The organism is Variovorax sp. Root411, assembly GCF_001425205.1.
In the GTDB taxonomy this organism is placed as follows: domain Bacteria; phylum Pseudomonadota; class Gammaproteobacteria; order Burkholderiales; family Burkholderiaceae_C; genus Variovorax.
Window position 1 is genome coordinate 996,247 of sequence record NZ_LMDW01000001.1, and the last position, 15,918, is coordinate 1,012,164.

Annotated in this window: 12 protein-coding genes; 4 read left to right on the top strand and 8 right to left on the bottom strand. The window is 67.4% G+C overall.

The genetic code is table 11. The features are described from left to right. Positions 1-52 precede the first annotated feature (52 nt). Both ASC92_RS04640 and ASC92_RS04645 read left to right on the top strand, forming a co-directional pair. Positions 53-1,525, top strand: coding sequence for an amidase (locus tag ASC92_RS04640; RefSeq protein ID WP_056510861.1), 1,473 nt, complete (start codon positions 53-55; stop codon positions 1,523-1,525). A gap of 315 nt (positions 1,526-1,840) precedes the next feature. Beyond that, on the top strand, positions 1,841-3,541 hold the full coding sequence (locus tag ASC92_RS04645; protein ID WP_157608976.1) for an NHL repeat-containing protein: 1,701 nt from the start codon (positions 1,841-1,843) through the stop codon (positions 3,539-3,541). A gap of 28 nt (positions 3,542-3,569) precedes the next feature. On the opposite strand, the gene ASC92_RS04650 is transcribed toward ASC92_RS04645, so the two are convergent. After that, a complete protein-coding gene (locus tag ASC92_RS04650) occupies positions 3,570-4,409 on the bottom strand; it encodes a proteasome-type protease (protein WP_056511873.1) in 840 nt (279 codons plus the stop codon). A 28-nt stretch (positions 4,410-4,437) separates the two neighbouring features. Further along, a complete protein-coding gene (mutS, locus tag ASC92_RS04655; RefSeq protein ID WP_056510866.1) occupies positions 4,438-7,095 on the bottom strand; it encodes a DNA mismatch repair protein MutS in 2,658 nt (885 codons plus the stop codon). Between the two features lie 93 nt (positions 7,096-7,188). Here mutS and ASC92_RS04660 point away from each other — a divergent pair, with 93 nt between their 5' ends. Continuing rightward, complete coding sequence (locus ASC92_RS04660) at positions 7,189-7,803, top strand: hypothetical protein (RefSeq protein ID WP_056510871.1); 615 nt, start codon at positions 7,189-7,191, stop codon at positions 7,801-7,803. Between the two features lie 16 nt (positions 7,804-7,819). Beyond that, the gene (locus ASC92_RS04665; RefSeq protein ID WP_056510874.1) at positions 7,820-8,797 is read left to right on the top strand and encodes a magnesium and cobalt transport protein CorA; all 978 of its coding nucleotides are present in this window, start codon (positions 7,820-7,822) and stop codon (positions 8,795-8,797) included. Between the two features lie 147 nt (positions 8,798-8,944). Here the strand turns inward: ASC92_RS04665 and ASC92_RS04670 are convergent, their stop codons facing one another. The 6 genes from ASC92_RS04670 to ASC92_RS04695 all read right to left on the bottom strand — a co-directional run bounded on the left by ASC92_RS04670 (position 8,945) and on the right by ASC92_RS04695 (position 15,793). Further along, on the bottom strand, positions 8,945-9,778 hold the full coding sequence (locus tag ASC92_RS04670) for a siderophore-interacting protein (RefSeq protein WP_056510878.1): 834 nt from the start codon (positions 9,776-9,778) through the stop codon (positions 8,945-8,947). Positions 9,779-9,832: 54 nt separating this feature from the next. Beyond that, positions 9,833-10,408: a PadR family transcriptional regulator gene (locus ASC92_RS04675; protein ID WP_056511876.1), complete on the bottom strand. Its 576-nt coding sequence runs from the start codon at positions 10,406-10,408 to the stop codon at positions 9,833-9,835. A 109-nt stretch (positions 10,409-10,517) separates the two neighbouring features. Beyond that, positions 10,518-11,408, bottom strand: a complete 891-nt coding sequence (locus ASC92_RS04680; RefSeq protein WP_056510882.1) for a 2OG-Fe(II) oxygenase — start codon at positions 11,406-11,408, stop codon at positions 10,518-10,520. Between the two features lie 4 nt (positions 11,409-11,412). Continuing rightward, positions 11,413-12,036: a hypothetical protein gene (locus ASC92_RS04685; protein ID WP_056510884.1), complete on the bottom strand. Its 624-nt coding sequence runs from the start codon at positions 12,034-12,036 to the stop codon at positions 11,413-11,415. 11 nt (positions 12,037-12,047) lie between these two features. Continuing rightward, complete coding sequence (locus tag ASC92_RS04690; RefSeq protein ID WP_056510887.1) at positions 12,048-13,481, bottom strand: cytochrome-c peroxidase; 1,434 nt, start codon at positions 13,479-13,481, stop codon at positions 12,048-12,050. After that, positions 13,478-15,793 (bottom strand): alkaline phosphatase family protein, encoded by a 2,316-nt coding sequence (locus tag ASC92_RS04695; RefSeq protein ID WP_056510890.1) that lies wholly within the window; start codon positions 15,791-15,793, stop codon positions 13,478-13,480. Before ASC92_RS04695 ends, ASC92_RS04690 begins: the two co-directional genes overlap by 4 nt. Between the last annotated feature and the right edge of the window lie 125 nt (positions 15,794-15,918).

Below are 15,918 nucleotides of genomic sequence, written 5' to 3' on the forward strand. Positions count from 1 at the left end.
ATGCTCGGCAAAATCGGCCGGACAGTCCTGGAAACGATATGGAGCACCACGGATGACGCTGGCAATGAGCTGGAGCGAATGGGCCGATCACGACGGCATCGGGTTGGCCGAACGGGTTCGCAAGGGGGAGTTGACGGCGGCCGAGCTGGCGGCGCAGGCGGCTGCCGGCATCGCGAAGGTCGATCCGTCGCTGGACGCGGTGGTCGAAGTCTTCGACGACGTGGTGGCCGACCCGCTGAAGGACGGCATGAACCCCGAAGGCGTGTTCGCGGGCCTGCCCTACCTGATGAAGGACCTCGGCCCGACGCTGAAGGGCCGGCTGCAGGAGTTCGGTTCGATGATGATGCAGGGTCATCGCCCCGCGGCCGACAGCTTTCTCACGCAGCAACTGCGCAAGGTGGGCCTGAACATCGTGGGCCGCAGCACCACGCCCGAGTTCGGCGTGTGCAGCTCGGCGGAGAACGCGCTTTGCACCACGCGCAATCCGTGGAATCTGGAATACACGACCTGCGGGTCCTCGGCCGGCACGGCGGCCGTGGTGGCCGCTGGCGTGCTGCCGCTGTCCCATGCCACCGACGGCGGCGGTTCCATCCGCATTCCAGCGGGCGTGAACGGCAACATCGGCCTGAAGGTGTCGCGCGGCGTGTTCTCGCTGGCGCCCAGCCTGTCGGACCTGTCGGGGCTCGTGTCGATCCAGGGCTGCCACAGCCGCACCGTGCGCGACACGGCGGCCTTCGTCGATCACTGCCGTGGCGGTGCGCCGGGCGAGTTCATGCCCTTCTGGTCGCCAGCCGAGCCGTACAGCGACCTCATCCGGCGCGACCCGGGCCGCCTGCGCATCGCGCTGTCGCACGAGTGGGGCGACTTCCGCGCGACGCCGCATTTCGTGGCCGAGCTGGAGCGCGTCGGCCGCTTTCTCGAGGGGCTGGGCCACCACGTCGAATGGGCGCTGCCGGAGATCGACTTCCGAACGGCCTTCGACGCGCAGACCACCTGCTACATCAGCAACTTCGCGCAGGTCATCGACGGCCATCTGCACCGGCTGGGGTTGGAGCGCCCGCCGGCCGAGCTGCTGGAGCCGATCAACATCAAGATCTGGGAAGCCGGGCTGCACACCTCCTACACAGAGCGCTCGAAGATGCAGGCGGTGTTCAACAGCACCTCGCGCGCCTTCGGCGACTTCTTCCAGCGCTGGGACATCATCCTGACGCCGATCAGCGCGCTGCCCACGCCCAAGGTCGGCACCAGCGAGTACCTGACGACCAGCACGAACCCGTCCGTTTACGACTGGTTCGCCAATCTCTGGAAAAACTTCGCGTACACGCCGCTGGCCAACCTGTGCGGCATGCCAGGCATCTCGCTGCCCATGGCGGCGCAGGAGAACGGCATGCCGCTGGGCATCCAGGCTCAGGCCGCGCAGGCGAACGACGGGCTGCTGCTACAGCTGGCCGCGCAGATCGAGCGGGCGCTTGGCGGCAAGTGGAATGCGGGCAGGCGGCCCGGGGTGCACGTCACCAGCGGGTGAGGTGCAGGCCGTTGGCGTTGTGGTCGATGTAGTCGCGCAGCAACTGTGCGTCCCACTTCGCAAGGCCTTCTTACTGCGAAAGTGCTCGAACATCGCCTCGCGATGCGCTCATTTGCATCGCGGCGTGCACACGGGCTTGACCTGCGGGAGAACGTCCGCATACTGCGCTCCGTCACAAGCGCAGCTAACAGTTGGGACACGATTGAAGAGCCGCGCTTCCGGACTCAGGGGGAGCGAGAAAACAGCGTACCGCGAAAGCACTATGGAACCCGGGCGTCGAGCACGCCCACGTTCTGAACGATCCGAATCTTCTTCTTGATCTCGATCTTCTTCATGGAACCAACCGAGGCCTGCATGACCACTCCTTTGTCGCAGACACGATTCATCCTTCCCGCACTCTTGTCCTGGTACGCCCTTCGGGACTCGATTTGGAGAACCGCCCTGGTCTTCTTCATGTCGGTGGTCGTGACCGCCTGCGGGGGCGGCGGCAATGGCGGCGGTTTCTTCCCGTTCTTTCCATTGCCCACGCAGCTCTACGCGGTGGGCGGAACCGTCACAGGCCTGACGGGCTCCGGGCTCGTCCTGCAGAACAACGGAGGCGATGATCTGGCCGTGCCGGCCGGCAGCAGCAGCTTCCGCTTCGCGGGCAAGCTGGCCAAGGGCGAGGCCTACGCCGTGCGCGTGAAGACGCAGCCCGGCTCTCCGGCACAGACCTGCACCGTGAACAGCGCCACCGGCACCGTGGCCGACGCGGACGTGAGCACCGTCACGATCGTTTGCGCCAGCAACAGCGTCACCGTGAGCGGCACGGTCAGCGGACTGGTCGGCTCCGGGCTCGTTCTGCAGAACAACGGCGCAGACTCTCTCGCAGTGGCAGCCAATGGCAGCTTCACCTTCGCGACGCCCATGGCGAACGGCGCCACCTACGCGGTCACGGTGAGCGCGCTGCCCGCGGCGGAATTCTGCAGCGTCACCAACGGCAGCGGCACTGCGGCTGCGGACGTGAGCAATGTGGCCGTGCAGTGCTCGGTCGGCTCGGTCACGACGGTGGCAGGCACCGGTGCAAAGGGCTCGGCCAATGGGAACGGCACGGCTGCCTCGTTCAACCAGCCATTCGGCATGGTCGTGGATTCGGGCGGCAACCTCTATGTGGCGGACAGCGCCAACAACACGATCCGCAAGATCACCCCGGCGCGCGATGTCACGACCTTCGCGGGCTCCGTGACGCCGGGCTCTACCAACGGCAACGGTACGCTTGCGTCGTTCGACCGCCCGACGGGCCTGGCATCGGATACCGGCGGCAACTTCTATACGGGGGATTTCAACAACAACATGATCCGCAAGATCACCCCGGCAGCCGATGTCACGACGATCGCCGGCTCCGGGGCCTTCGGCTCGACCAACGGCAACGGCACCGCTGCGTCCTTCAACAATCCAGCGGGCGTGGCAGTGGACGCCGCCGGCAACGTCTATATCTCGGACTACAACAACAACCTGATCCGCAAGATCACGCCAGCGGGCGATGTCACGACGTTCGCGGGCTCCGGGGCGGTGGGCGGGGCCGATGGCAACGGCACGGCCGCGTCCTTCAACAGTCCGGTGGGCCTCGCGCTGGACGCCGCCGGCAATCTCTATGTGGCGGACTCCCTCAACAACGTGATCCGCAAGATCACTCCGGCAGGCGATGTCACGACGTTCGCGGGTTCCGGGACGGCGGGCGCGGTCGACGGCAACGGCACTGCCGCGTCGTTCCGCGTTCCGAACGGGGTGACGGTGGACGCCAGCGGCAACATCTATGTGGCGGACTACGGCAACAACCTGTTCCGCGTGATCACCCCGGCTGGTGACGTGAGAACGCTGGCGGGCTCGGGGGCGCCCGGCGCGGCCGACGGCAAGGGCGCGGCCGCAAGTTTCAATGGCCCTGTCAGCGTGGTTCTGGACGGCAGTAATGCCTTTTACGTCGCCGACTACGACGGCCAGTTGATCCGCAGGATCGTGCTCGTGCCCGGGCCTTGATCGACGCTGTCCTGCAGCGCGGTGGCGCTCAGATCAGCTTTTCGTCGGGCGTGGAGATCTTGCGCAGCGCGCCGTGCCGCGTGGCGGGCATCTTCAGCGGATGCTCGGTATGGCTGTCGTCCCACACCGGGTCTTCGATGCTGTCGAACACCTCGCGCAGCTTCTGGCCCCAGCTGTTGTGCATCATGCGGTAGTAGGGGTTGTCGGCATCGATGCAGATCACGCGGTCGGTCTCGAGCTTGTTGGCCTCGTACACCACGAGGTCGAGCGGCAGGCCGACCGACAGGTTCGACTTCATGGTCGAGTCCATCGACACCAGCGCGCACTTGGCGGCTTCGTCGAGCGGGGTCTCGGGCGTGAGAACCCGGTCGAGCACGGGCTTGCCGTACTTCGACTCGCCGACCTGGAAGTAGGGCGTCTCGGTGGTGGCTTCGATGAAGTTGCCGGCCGCATAGACCAGGAACAGTCGCATGCCCTCGCCCTTGACCTGCCCGCCGAAGATGAAGGACACGTTGAAGTCCAGCCCCGCATGCTTGAGTGCTTCGGCATCGCGGTCGTACACGTGGCGCACCGCCGAGCCCAGAACGCGCGCGGCATCGAACATGCTCTTGGCGTTCCAGATGGTGATCGGGTCGCCCTGCGTGCCGTCTTCGCGGGTCTCGCGCAGCTCCTCGATCTGGAGAATTTCGCGCACCGACTGCGAGATGCTCAGGTTGCCCGCCGACAGCAGCACCATGACGCGGTCGCCCGGCTGCTCGTAGACGATCATCTTGCGGAAGGTGCTGATGTGGTCCACGCCCGCGTTGGTGCGCGAGTCGGAGAGAAACACCAGGCCGGCGTTGAGTTTGATGCCTACGCAGTAAGTCATGAGTTCATCTTGCATGAACGGTGCCCGGTCATGCGGCGCCGAGTTCACGTTTATTTAGTTTTTGAAGGGCGTACAAGGCGTCGAGCGCCTCGCGCGGGCTCATGGTGTCGGGGTCGAGCGCAGCCAGCGCGGATTCTACGGCGCTGGCCAGCGGCGTTTCGGCCACCGGGGGCGGTGCGAACAGGTCGACCTGTGCACGTGTTTGCGCATGCTGCGATTCGAGCGCCTCCAGCGCCTGCCGCGCATGGTTGACCACCGCCGCGGGCATGCCCGCGAGCCGCGCCACCTGGATGCCGTAGCTCTTGCTGGCCGGGCCGGGCTGCATTTCGTGCAGGAACACGATGTCGCGGCCCGCCTCGGTGGCGCTCACGTGCATGTTCACCGCGCCATGGTGCGTGGCCGGGAACTCGGTCAGCTCGAAGTAGTGGGTGGCGAACAGCGTGAAGGCCTTGCTGCGGTCGTGCAACTGGGCCGCGATGCCGGCGGCCAGCGCCAGCCCGTCGAAGGTGCTGGTGCCGCGGCCGATCTCGTCCATCAGCACCAGCGACTGCGCCGTGGCGCTGTGCAGGATCTGCGCGGCCTCGGTCATCTCGAGCATGAAGGTCGACTGCGCATTGGCCAGGTCGTCCGCCGCCCCGATGCGGGTGTGTATCGCGTCGATCGGCCCGAGCCGGCAGGCCGCCGCCGGCACGTGCGAGCCGATGGAGGCCAGCAGCACGATGATCGCCACCTGCCGCATGTACGTCGACTTGCCGCCCATGTTGGGGCCGGTGATGACCTGCATGCGCTGCTGCGGCCCAAGCTGCGTGTCGTTGGCGATGAAGCCGCCCGACGACTTCTCGGCCAGCCGGGCTTCGACCACCGGATGGCGGCCCTGCTGGATCTCGATGCACGGGTGCGCCACGAAGCTGGGCGCGCGCCAGTGCAGCGTGTGCGAGCGCTCGGCCAGCGCGCACAGCGCGTCGAGCGTGGCGATGCCGCCAGCCAGCTGCGTGAGCGCGGGCACCGAGGGCTGCAGCGCGTCGAGCAGCTGTTCGTACAGCCATTTCTCGCGGGCCAGCGCGCGGTCTTGCGCGCTCAGGGCCTTGTCCTCGAAGGTCTTCAGTTCGGGCGTGATGAAGCGCTCGGCGTTCTTCAGCGTCTGGCGGCGGCGGTAGTTGTCGGGCACCTTCGAGAGCGCGCTTTGCGTCACCTCGATGTAGAAGCCGTGCACGCGGTTGAACTGCACGCGCAGGTTGCTGATGCCGGTGCGCTCGCGCTCGCTCACTTCGAGCTTCAGCAGGAAGTCGTCGCAGTTCTCGCTGATGGCGCGCAGCTCGTCGAGCTCGGCGTCGTGGCCGGTGGCGATCACGCCGCCGTCGCGCACCAGCGCGGAAGGGTCGGGCTTGATCGCGCTCGCCAGCAGGTCGGCGCAGCCCGGTGGCGGGGCGAGGCGTTCGGCGATCCGGGCCAGCAGCGCGGCGGCGCCGGGCAGCAGCGGCGCCAGTTGCTCCGCTTTGGACAGCGCCTGGCGCAGCGCCAGCAATTCGCGCGGGCGCACCTGCCGCAGTGCGATGCGGGCCGCGATGCGTTCCACGTCGCTCGTGTTCTTGAGCTGCTCACGCAGCGTGCGCCAGGGTGCGGCCGTGCCGCCCAGTACCGTGGCCTGCAGCGCACCGACGGCCTCGAGCCGGGCCTGCGCCTCGGAGCGGTCGCGCCGCGGCGACAGCAGCCAGCGCTTCAGGAGCCGGCTGCCCATGCCCGTCATGCAGGTGTCGAGCAGCGAGAACATGGTGGGCGAATCTTCGCCGCGCAGCGTCTGCACCAGTTCGAGGTTGCGGCGCGTGGTGGGCGGCAGCTCGATCAAATCGCCATCGCGCTCGACCGAGAGGCGCTGCACGTGCGACAGCGCACGGCCTTGCGTGTGCTCGGCATAGCCCAGCAGCGCAGCGGCCGCGGCGTGCGCGTTGGTGAGCGATTCTGCGTTCCAGGCGGCGAGGCTGTTGCTGCCCATCTGCTCGCTGAGCTTGCGTTCGCCCAGGCCGCCATCGAACTGCCACGCCGGTCGCAGCGACAAGGTGAATGGCGTAGTGGCGCGCGCCGCCTTCAGGCGCTGCTCGAAGGCGGGTGTCACTTCGGCGCTGTAGAGCAGTTCGCTCGGCGCGATGCGCGCGATCCAGGCTTCGAGCGCGTCGGCCGGGCATTCGGCCAGCCGCAGTTCGGCACCTGTCACGCTCAGCCAGGCCAGCCCGCAGAAATTGCGCGTACCCGCATGCACCGCGAGCAGCAGCGATTCACTCTTGTCGTTGAGCAGTTCGGAGTCGGTCAGCGTGCCGGGCGTGACCACCCGCACCACCTTGCGTTCCACCGGCCCCTTGCTGGCTCCGACCTCGCCCACCTGCTCGCAGATGGCAACCGATTCGCCCAGCTTGATGAGCCGGCCCAGGTAGGTGTCGACCGCATGGAAGGGCACGCCGCACATCACCACCGGCTGGCCGGCCGACTGGCCGCGCTGGGTGAGCGTGATGTCGAGCAGGCGGGCCGCTTTTTCGGCGTCGGCCCAGAAGAGTTCGTAGAAATCGCCCATCCGGTAGAACAGCAGGGTGTCCGGATGGTTGGCCTTGAGGCCAAGGTACTGGGCCATCATGGGCGTGTGCCCAGAGAGATCGCTGGTCGAGGGGGTAGGGTGGGCAGTCGTCGTGTTCACTCGGGCAATTATCGGGGAGAGGCGAAAGTCTCAACCCGCATCCCCCACTCTAAAATCCCCCAGCGCAAACCCCGCGTGAAGAACAAGGCGCCCATGGCCCAGCTGGATGAATTCAAAGGCCCTGAAGCGGACGCGCTGCCGGATACCGCCACCTTGCCTGCCGAACTCGCGGCTCTGTATCTCTGCATATCGCCGGCCCAGCTCGCGGACCTGCGCAAGCCGAAGCGGCCCGAGGGGCGCGGGGGCAACGGCCCGCCCGTCATCAAGCCGGTGGAGGGCGGTGCAGCCGGGTCCAAGGATCCGGTGCTCTACACACTCGGTACCCTGCGCGAATTTGCCAAGGCGCACCCCGCCCCTTCGGCCTTCGACACCGCGCTGAACAGCGGCCTGCTGGGCTGGGTGTCCGCCAAGCTGCCTTTCTTCGCCGAGCGCGAACCTCGCATCAAGCGCGGCAAGCGCGTGCTCATCGGCGGCGCCTGGGACCGCGCGGACCCCCTGCGCGAGAAGCGCTTCGTGGCGCTGGCGAAGGGCCGCATCCGCTTCACATCGCTCACATGCGCCGAAGCCGCCGCGAGCCTGTGGGCCGACGTTGCGAGCCACGCTGCATTCGCCGAGAAGGGGCTCGCCCTGCTCAAGGGCGAGACGCTGGCCATCGAGGCGTCGCTGGCTGCCACGGGCCAACTGGCCGCGGCCGGCCCCCGGGACTGAACACGGACGCATACCGATGCTTATCAACTGCGTGGCCTACGAAAACGGCTCCAAGCTCGCCGACATTTCGGTCGAGGACATCAGCGACTACATCAGCCGGCCGGGCTGCTTCGTCTGGGTGGCGCTGAGCGATGCATCGCCCGAGGAACTGAGCGTGATGCAGCTTGAATTCGGCCTGCATCCGCTCGCGGTCGAAGACGCCCACCACGGCCATCAGCGCCCGAAGGTGGAGGAGTACGGCGATTCGCTCTTCGTGGTCATGCACCTGGTGGAGCCTTCGCCCGAGGGCGAGCACTGCACGAACGTGGGCGAGGTCGACGTGTTCGTCGGCACCAACTACGTGCTGTCGGTGCGCAACCGCAGCAAGCAGGGCTTTCTGGGCGTGCGCGAGCGCTGCGAGCGCGAGCCCGAGCTGCTGCGCAACGGCGCGGGCTTCGTGCTGTATGCATTGATGGATGCGGTGGTCGACCGCTACTTTCCGGTGATCGACGCGCTGGAGGTGGAGCTCGAGGCTATCGAGCAGCAGATCTTTGGCCAGGGCGGCGCGGCGCGCGACAAGATCAAGCAGCTCTACGACTTGAAGCGGCGCAGCATGATCCTGAAGCGCGCGGTGGCGCCGCTGCTGGAGGCGGCCAGCAAGCTGCACGGCGGGCGGGTGCCCCAGATCTGCATGAGTTCCCAGGAGTACTTCCGCGACGTGGGCGACCACCTGGGACGCATCAACGGCTCGATTGACGCCATGCGCGACACCATCGGCACGGCGGTCCAAGTGAACCTGTCGATGGTCACCATCGAGGAGAGCGAAGTCACCAAGCGCCTCGCGTCCTGGGCCAGCATCTTCGCGGTGTGCACCGCCTACGCCGGCATCTGGGGCATGAACTTCGAGAACATGCCGGAGCTGAAATTCCGCTACGGCTATGCGGTGGCGCTGGGACTGATCGCCGGCACCTGCGGCTATCTCTATTACCGGTTCAAGCGCGCCGGTTGGCTGTAAAGGCGGGGCTGCCCGGTTTTTCTCCCTCCCCTCCCGGAGGAGGGCGGGGGTGGGGGCTGACGGCGTATCAATCATCAGCGGCTTATCGAGCGCCGCTTGCCCCCATCCCAGCCTTCCCCCGGAAGGGGAAGGAGCAATACCAACACGTCACTCGTCGTGCGAGTCGTGCGTTGCCACTGCGCCGCGGCGCCAGTAGCCCGAGGCCCGTGTCCATTTCGGGTTCGCGCCGCGCTCGCCCACGAGGTGCGCGCGCAGCGCCTTGGCGATGGCCGATTCGCAACCGACCCATGCATGGAAGTCGCCAGCCGGTAGCTGCATCGCTTTCAGCGCGTCGAGCAGCACAGGGCTCAGGCCCGGCTCGGTGCTGCGGCGGTGCACCCACTTCAGCGTGAGTTCGGCCTGCGTGTCGAACGGAATCTCGTCGGCTTCGCTGTCGACTTCCGCCAGCACCACCACGCGCGCGCCGGCCGGCAGTTCAGCCAGGCGGCGCGAGATCGCGGGCAGGGCGGTGTCGTCGCCGATCAGCAGATGCCAGTCGAATTCGGTCGGCACGATGAACGAGCCGCGCGGGCCGCCCACGCCGACGACGTCGCCGGGCCTGGCCCGCTCGGCCCATTGCGTGGCGGGGCCGGCTTCGTGCAGCGCGAAGTCGATTTCGAGCGTGCCGGCATCGGCGTCATGGCGGCGCGGCGTGTAGTCGCGCATGGTCGGGCGGCCTTCGGGCCAGATCGGGCCCTCGGGGCCGACCGTGGGCAGCGTGAGCTTGCCGGTGGCGTCGGGAAAGAAGATCTTCGCGTGGTCGTCGAAGCCGGGGCTGGTGAAGCCCGCGAGGTAGTCGCCCGCGAGGGTGATGCGGATCAGGTGCGGCGTCACGCGCTGCGCGGCCTTCACCGTGAGCCGGCGAAAGCGCAGGTCGTGGCGCACCCGGCGCGGCATGCGGTCGGGTGCGGCGGAAGCAGATGAAGTACTGAGGTCAGTCATTGCAGAAGTCCTGGGTGAGCAGGGCGGGTTGAGATTCGGGAGGAGGGCGCGGGCTCAGATCTTTTCGATCTGCTGGGCCGCGGCGTCGAGCACCGCGGCGAATTCATGCGCCTGCTGCTCGGTCATCGCGGCGCCCGACAGGCGCATGCGCATTGCGAGCTTGAGGTTCTCGATGGCGCGCGTGACCTGCGGCGGCCGTCCGCCGCGCGGGCCGGCGCCGTCCACGCCGCCGCTCATGCGGGCCATCATGGCGTCGGCCATCTCGCGGTTGGCCGCGAGGAATTCCTGGCCGCTGGCCGTGATGCTGTAGCGCTTGCGGCCGCTGCCGTCGCCGGCTTCCACGCTGAGGTAGCCCATTTCCTCGAGCAGCGTGAGCGTGGGGTAGACCACGCCGGGGCTCGGCGCGTAGCTGCCGCCGAGGCGGTCTTCGATGGCCTTGATCAGTTCGTAGCCGTGCGCCGGCTTGTCGGCGATGAGCTGCAGCAGCACGAAGCGCAGGCCGCCGTGGCCGAACACGCGTGCGCCGCCACGGCCACCGCCGCGGTGTTGTCCACGGCCGCCGGAAAGGCCGTCTTCATGTTCGCTGCGGGCGGTGCGGCAGTGGTGATGGTTGGAATGGAAATGTCTCATGGTGAGCATCCTTCAAGATGTGTATCGGAATTATTTTAGATATATCTAAAATAAAGTCAAACCGATACACCCCGGACCGCACGGGCGGCGGCCCGCCCACCGCCACGAGTCAGCCGTCCGAAGCCTCTCCAGCGGCCACGAAGCGCCGCTGCCGCATCCACTTGGTCGCCACCCATTTCTCGCCGCGCAGCACGGGTGCGCCCGCATGCAGCGATGCAGGGTCCACCTGCCCGAGGCTGTTGTAGTACTCGAAGTACACCGCGCTGCCGCGTCGTGGCGACACCGACCAGCCGCATTCGGGAAATACGGTTTCGCCGCCTTCCTCCACCTCGTTGAGGTAACTCACGAGCGTGCTCACGCGCTGGCCGCTGCGTGCGAGCGAAGCCTTGTTGGCCTCGTTGGACGGCACCAGGAAATCGAAGTGCGGCATGCTCTGCGTGCCGGCCGGGTAGTACAGCACCTGCAGGCCCTCGCCGTTTTCCACCGGCAGGTTCATGAGCTCCGACACGCGCCGGTCGAGTTTGGCGATGAAGGCGTTTTCGCGCAGCCGGAAGAACATGCCCAGGCTGCTGCGCTGCTCACCGACAAGGTCGCGCCCGGACAGCGGATCGACAGTGGTCGATGGCGCGAGCCGGGGCCTCGCGAGCGCGATCAGCTCTTCGCATTCCTGCGCGTTGAACACGTCGTCGAGCACCGCCATGGCCGGCTGCGCCGCGCGCGCGGCCACACGCACGAGCCGGTCCGTGGTGCGGATCGACGTGCCCGGCGGCAGCCGCGGCGGCTCGTACTGGTAGGGGGGCGCTATCGTCACCGAATCGATAGGCAACGGGCTACCGGTGCGCAGCGCGAACACGAAGGCATCGACGATGGCCTTGGCGGCCTCGGGCGGCATGTCCTGCGCGCGCATGGCCTCGATCACGTTCGCGGGGGCGCAGCCCTGGTGCAGGTTGTGCGATACCCAGTCGCTCAGCGCGGGCGAGAAGCGCAGCACCGCATCCATCGGCTCAGACTTCCGCCGGAACCCAGCCGTTGTCGGTGCGTTTGAAGTTCTGCTTCAACTGCATGGTGCCGGCGCCGCGCACCACGCGGTCGACCATCGGAAAGGCCTTTTGCACGTCGGCATTGCCCGTCCAGGGCGCGGCATCGATCCTGTAGGTGTAGGTGACGACGACTTCGGCCGGGTCCTTGGCGTCCTTGCGCGCTTCCCAGCCGACGATCTTGTCGAGCGTCAGGTGGGCGGCGCAGAAGTCGCCCTGGCCGCTCTGGCCGCTTTGGTTCTTGCGCACCAGGAAGTACTTCTTTCCTTCGTCGGTCAGCGCGTAGCGGGTGACCCCGATCTCGCCGGCCTCCTTGCCGTCCTCCACCTTCGCGGTGGACGCGCTCACCAGCCCGACATGCTCCAGCACCGGCATCTGCACCGCGTTGCGCGCGCGCGTGCCTGCCTCGCGCTGCGGCACGTCGATGGGCCATTGGGTCTTGCCCAGGCACAGGTCGCCTTTCTTCGCAAGGTAGGCGTTCATCGCGGCCGTGAGGTTCGGCAGGTCGGCTTCGGGCTGCTGCGGGCCGCAGCCCGTGAGTGCGGCCAGGGCGGCGGCGGCCATTGCCGCGCAAAGGATCTTGTTGTTCATGTGTAGGCAAATCAATTGACGCACGCCCCCGGCTTCGCGGGCGTGGCCGGTGCCGTGTCCGCATCGCTCAGGGTGTTCAGGAAGCAGAGCAGGTCCGCGATGTCCTGCTCGGACATGGGAGGCGCGGAGCCCGCGGCGCGGCCGTCCATCGGCAGTTGCGTGTCGATGTTGGTGGCGTAGGCGGGCGGCAGGTCGTCGTACTTCTGCACCTTGCCGCCCGTGTACTGCGTGGTGACGAGGCCATATGCCGGAAAGCCCGGATCGTTCTTCGCCTTGGGCGTTCCGCCGACGGTGGGGTACCACAGCTCGGGCTGCGTGTCGCGCGTGTTGTAGAAGCGCACGACCTGCTCCAGCGAATGCATCACGCCGTTGTGGAAGAAGGCCTGCCGCGTCGCCACGTTGCGCATGGTCGGCGCCTTGAACATGCCGCAGAAACCGTTCGCGGCATTCGGTGCGGCCGGCGCGTGGTCGGTGCGCAGCGGGCCGCATACGCCCATGTCGAAATACTTCAGGTCGCCGTTGGCCGGAATGCCCGCGTTGCGCGGCACGCTGATCGCCTCGTACGAGAAGTCGGTGAACAGCGCCGAACTGCCGTTGAGCCCCGCGCCCTGGTAATGGCACGAGGCGCAGTTGCCGGTGGCCGGGTTGGTGAACACCTTCAGCCCGCGCGTTTCCGCCGGCGTGAGCGTGCCGCCGATCTTGTTGGCCGCGTACAGGTCGAACTTGCTGCTGTACGGATGAAAGCTCTTGTCCTCCAGCTGATAGGCCTGCAACGCCTGCAGCGCGCTGGTGAAGGCGGCATCGCTGTCGTCGAACACCTTCGCGCCGAAGGCCTTGGCGACGAGCGGTGCGTAGTCGGCGGCCTGCAACTTCTTCACCACGTCGGTGCTGCTCGCGTTGGCCATCTCCAGCGGATCGAGCAACGGAAGGCGGGCCTGCGCGGCCAGCGTGCCAGCGCGGCCGTCCCATGCGAAGCCGCCGCCGGGGCCCGGCACGCTGATGCCGTCGGGGTTGTCCAGCAGGTCGGCGTAGGGCGGCGTGACGTCCTTGTAGCGCAGCGAAGGCACCGCGCGCAGGCCGGCCTTGTCCATGTGCTCGCCGCCGAGCTGCACGGAGAGGTCGTTGGCCGGCGCGTACGCATGGGCCGGGTCGTGGCAGCTCGCGCACGACATGGCGCCGGAGCCCGAGAGGTTCTTGTCGAAGAACATCTTCTGGCCCACCTGCGCCGCGAGGCTCAGCGTGCTGGGGGCGGCGGCGGGGGCCGCGGGCGCGGAGCCCGCCGCTGCGGGAGCGGATGCGGCCGGCAGCGCGGCGGCCGATCCGCCGCCGCCACAGGAGACGAGCGCACCGCCCGCCGCGCCTGCAGCGGCCAGCACCGCCAGCCCGATCCAGCCGGCGCGTGTCACGGCCGGCCCTTTCGGGCCCGAACGGCGTTCTTCGCTCATTGCTTCAGCGACCAGACGTTGAACTGGTTGGCATCCGGCCCGACCTGCGCGGCGGTCGACACGTCGCCCGACTGCTTCTGCGTGTAGCTCGCCGGGATCACGAAGGCGTGGTTGATCGGCCGCACGCTGTCGAAGTGCGTGTCCGCGCTGCCCGCGTACTCCGGCAGGTTCATGATGTTCTGGGCGATGAAGGCCTCGGTGTACTTCGAGCGGTTCATGTACGAACCATCGATGGCCGGGTCGGCCAGCTGGAACATGTCCTGCAGCGTACGCACGAACGAGAAGTGGCTGTAGGCATCGCTGTCCGACACGCCCTTGGGCGCATCGGGCTGGTTCGTCAGGATGCCGAAGATGCTCTCGCCGTGGCCGCGGTTGCCCTTGGTGTAGTTGTTGATCGTGGCATCGACCGACCAGGTGCCATCCGCGTTCTGCTTGATCGGATTGGCGACGGTGCTGTTGGCCACGTTCCAGCCGCAGCAGGAATTGAAGCCGCTGGTGGCGCTGCCTTCGTCGAACATCAGCACGATGGCCACCCGCTTCTGCGTGTTCTTCCACAGCGGCGAAGCCTGGATGCGCTTGACGGTGAAGTCGACGTAGTTGTCGCCGCGCGTGATGATCGGCGACACGGCCGTGGTCGATACGTTGTTCGCCACGCTGCTGCAGTCGCTCGCGGTACCGGTGCCGCCAGTGCCCTTCACGCTGATGCCGTGCATGTCGTCGCACTGGTCGGGCACCAAAAAGTTCAGGTTGCCGACGTTGCCGCTGGCCAGGTCGGTGCCGAGCTGGTCGTAGTCGTAGCTGGCGGGAATGGCGTAGTCGGCGCTGTTTTTCAGCGTGGCGTCCCACTGGCCGCCGCCCATGGTGCGGTTGCTGTACTTCCACTCGGGCGCGCTGCGCACATTCTGGTACGCCATGCCGGGGTGGTGCTTGGTCTTGTACAGGCCGCCCGGCAGCGGCAGCGTGAGCGTGGCGTCGCCGATGGTCGTGGTGTTGCCGCCGAGCGTGCCGGGCGGGTAGACGTTGTCCTTCGCGGTGACGGCGGTGTCGGCCACGCTGTCGGTGCGGAAGTCCTGGCCCGGGTTCATCGACTCGCTGTAGGTGCGCCAGGTGAGGCCGGCGCTCGTGATCGCGTTGAAGAGGTTCGGCTTGCCGACGATGTTGTGGTTCACCGCGGCGGCCTGCGTGCAGGTGGCCGCGAAAGGAGACTTGGCCAGACCCGGCTGCGTGTTGTCGGGCACGGGCAGGTCCTGCACGGCGTTGGCGCCGGTCGCGTCGCAGTTCCACTGGCTGTCGTCGGTGATGCCCCAGTCGTCCGCGCCGCCCAGCGCCGTGTAGTTGGGCTCGCTCGGGTTGCCGGTGGCGTAGTAGCTCACGAGCTGGTTGCCGGCCTTCAGGTAGCTGTTGATCTTGGGCGCGTAGGCCGAGTTCAGGATCGACATCGTGGCCTTGTTTTCCAGCATCACGATGAAGATGTTGTCGTAGCGCGGCACGCCTTCGACGTTGAACGCCGCTTGCTGCGACTGCAGGAAGGTGATCGGCTTGCGGTTGTCCGCGACGCCCGCCGTGGCGACCGTCACGCCGGCCATGCCGCTCAGGCGCGGATCGCCGCCTGGGTTGGCCAGCGCATCGGGAAACAGGTCGCCGCGGTCGAGCTTGGTGGTGGCGTAGGCGAAGCGGTTGTTGAGCGCATTGGCTTCGTCGAGCAAGGCGGTCTTCACGTTGGCGGCTGCGGCACTGAAGTCGCCGAGCAGGGCGTCGGCCGGCACGCCCAGGCGCGTGGCCAGGTTCTGCTTCTCGACGGCATAGCTCGTGCCGTTGGCTTCGATCAACCGCGCCACTTCGGACGACAGCGGGCTCACCACCACGTTCGTGCCTTGCTCCTTCACCTGGTCGAGCGCCACGCGCAGCACTTCGCGCCTGGGCACGCTGACGTTGCTGGCGGTGTTCTTCGCGCTGGTGCCGATGTCGGCAATGAGCGCGGACGCGGCGGACAGCGAGAGGCTGAACTTGCCGTTGGCATCGGTCACGGCGGCGGGCTCGCCGCTGTCGCAGCGACCGTTGTTGTTGCTGTCGACGCAGACGGTGGCACCTGCGTAGTAGCCGGCGGTGATCACCGGATCGGTGCTGCTGCCGGCCTTGAAGGCGGTGGCGGCGAGCACGCCGCTGAAGGTGGTGTTGCCGGAGCCCGCGGGCTGGCTCGTCGGCTGGCTCGCGGGCGGCGGGAGGAATGCAACCGGCCCCGAGCCGCCGCCTCCGCCTCCGCACGCAGCCAGCAGCGAAGCTGCGAGCACGGTCAGGGTGGGGCACAGCAAGCCGGATCTGATTTTTTGAATGGCTTTCAATTTCTTCTTTCGAGCGTGGAGGGGAGCGTGAAGCAGCAGCGCAGCCGATGGCTGCGCTTGCACTGCGGATCGCGGATGAATCTAGAAGCCCTCTG

Excerpts from the sequence above, each read along its gene's own strand:
- ASC92_RS04640 (WP_056510861.1), top strand. The coding sequence starts at position 53 with ATGACGCTGGCAATGAGCTGGAGCGAATGGGCCGATCACGACGGCATC.
- ASC92_RS04650 (WP_056511873.1), bottom strand. The coding sequence starts at position 4,409 with ATGACTTACTGCGTAGGCATCAAACTCAACGCCGGCCTGGTGTTTCTC.
- ASC92_RS04660 (WP_056510871.1), top strand. The coding sequence starts at position 7,189 with ATGGCCCAGCTGGATGAATTCAAAGGCCCTGAAGCGGACGCGCTGCCG.
- ASC92_RS04665 (WP_056510874.1), top strand. The coding sequence starts at position 7,820 with ATGCTTATCAACTGCGTGGCCTACGAAAACGGCTCCAAGCTCGCCGAC.
- ASC92_RS04670 (WP_056510878.1), bottom strand. The coding sequence starts at position 9,778 with ATGACTGACCTCAGTACTTCATCTGCTTCCGCCGCACCCGACCGCATG.
- ASC92_RS04675 (WP_056511876.1), bottom strand. The coding sequence starts at position 10,408 with ATGAGACATTTCCATTCCAACCATCACCACTGCCGCACCGCCCGCAGC.
- ASC92_RS04680 (WP_056510882.1), bottom strand. The coding sequence starts at position 11,408 with ATGGATGCGGTGCTGCGCTTCTCGCCCGCGCTGAGCGACTGGGTATCG.
- ASC92_RS04685 (WP_056510884.1), bottom strand. The coding sequence starts at position 12,036 with ATGAACAACAAGATCCTTTGCGCGGCAATGGCCGCCGCCGCCCTGGCC.
- ASC92_RS04690 (WP_056510887.1), bottom strand. The coding sequence starts at position 13,481 with ATGAGCGAAGAACGCCGTTCGGGCCCGAAAGGGCCGGCCGTGACACGC.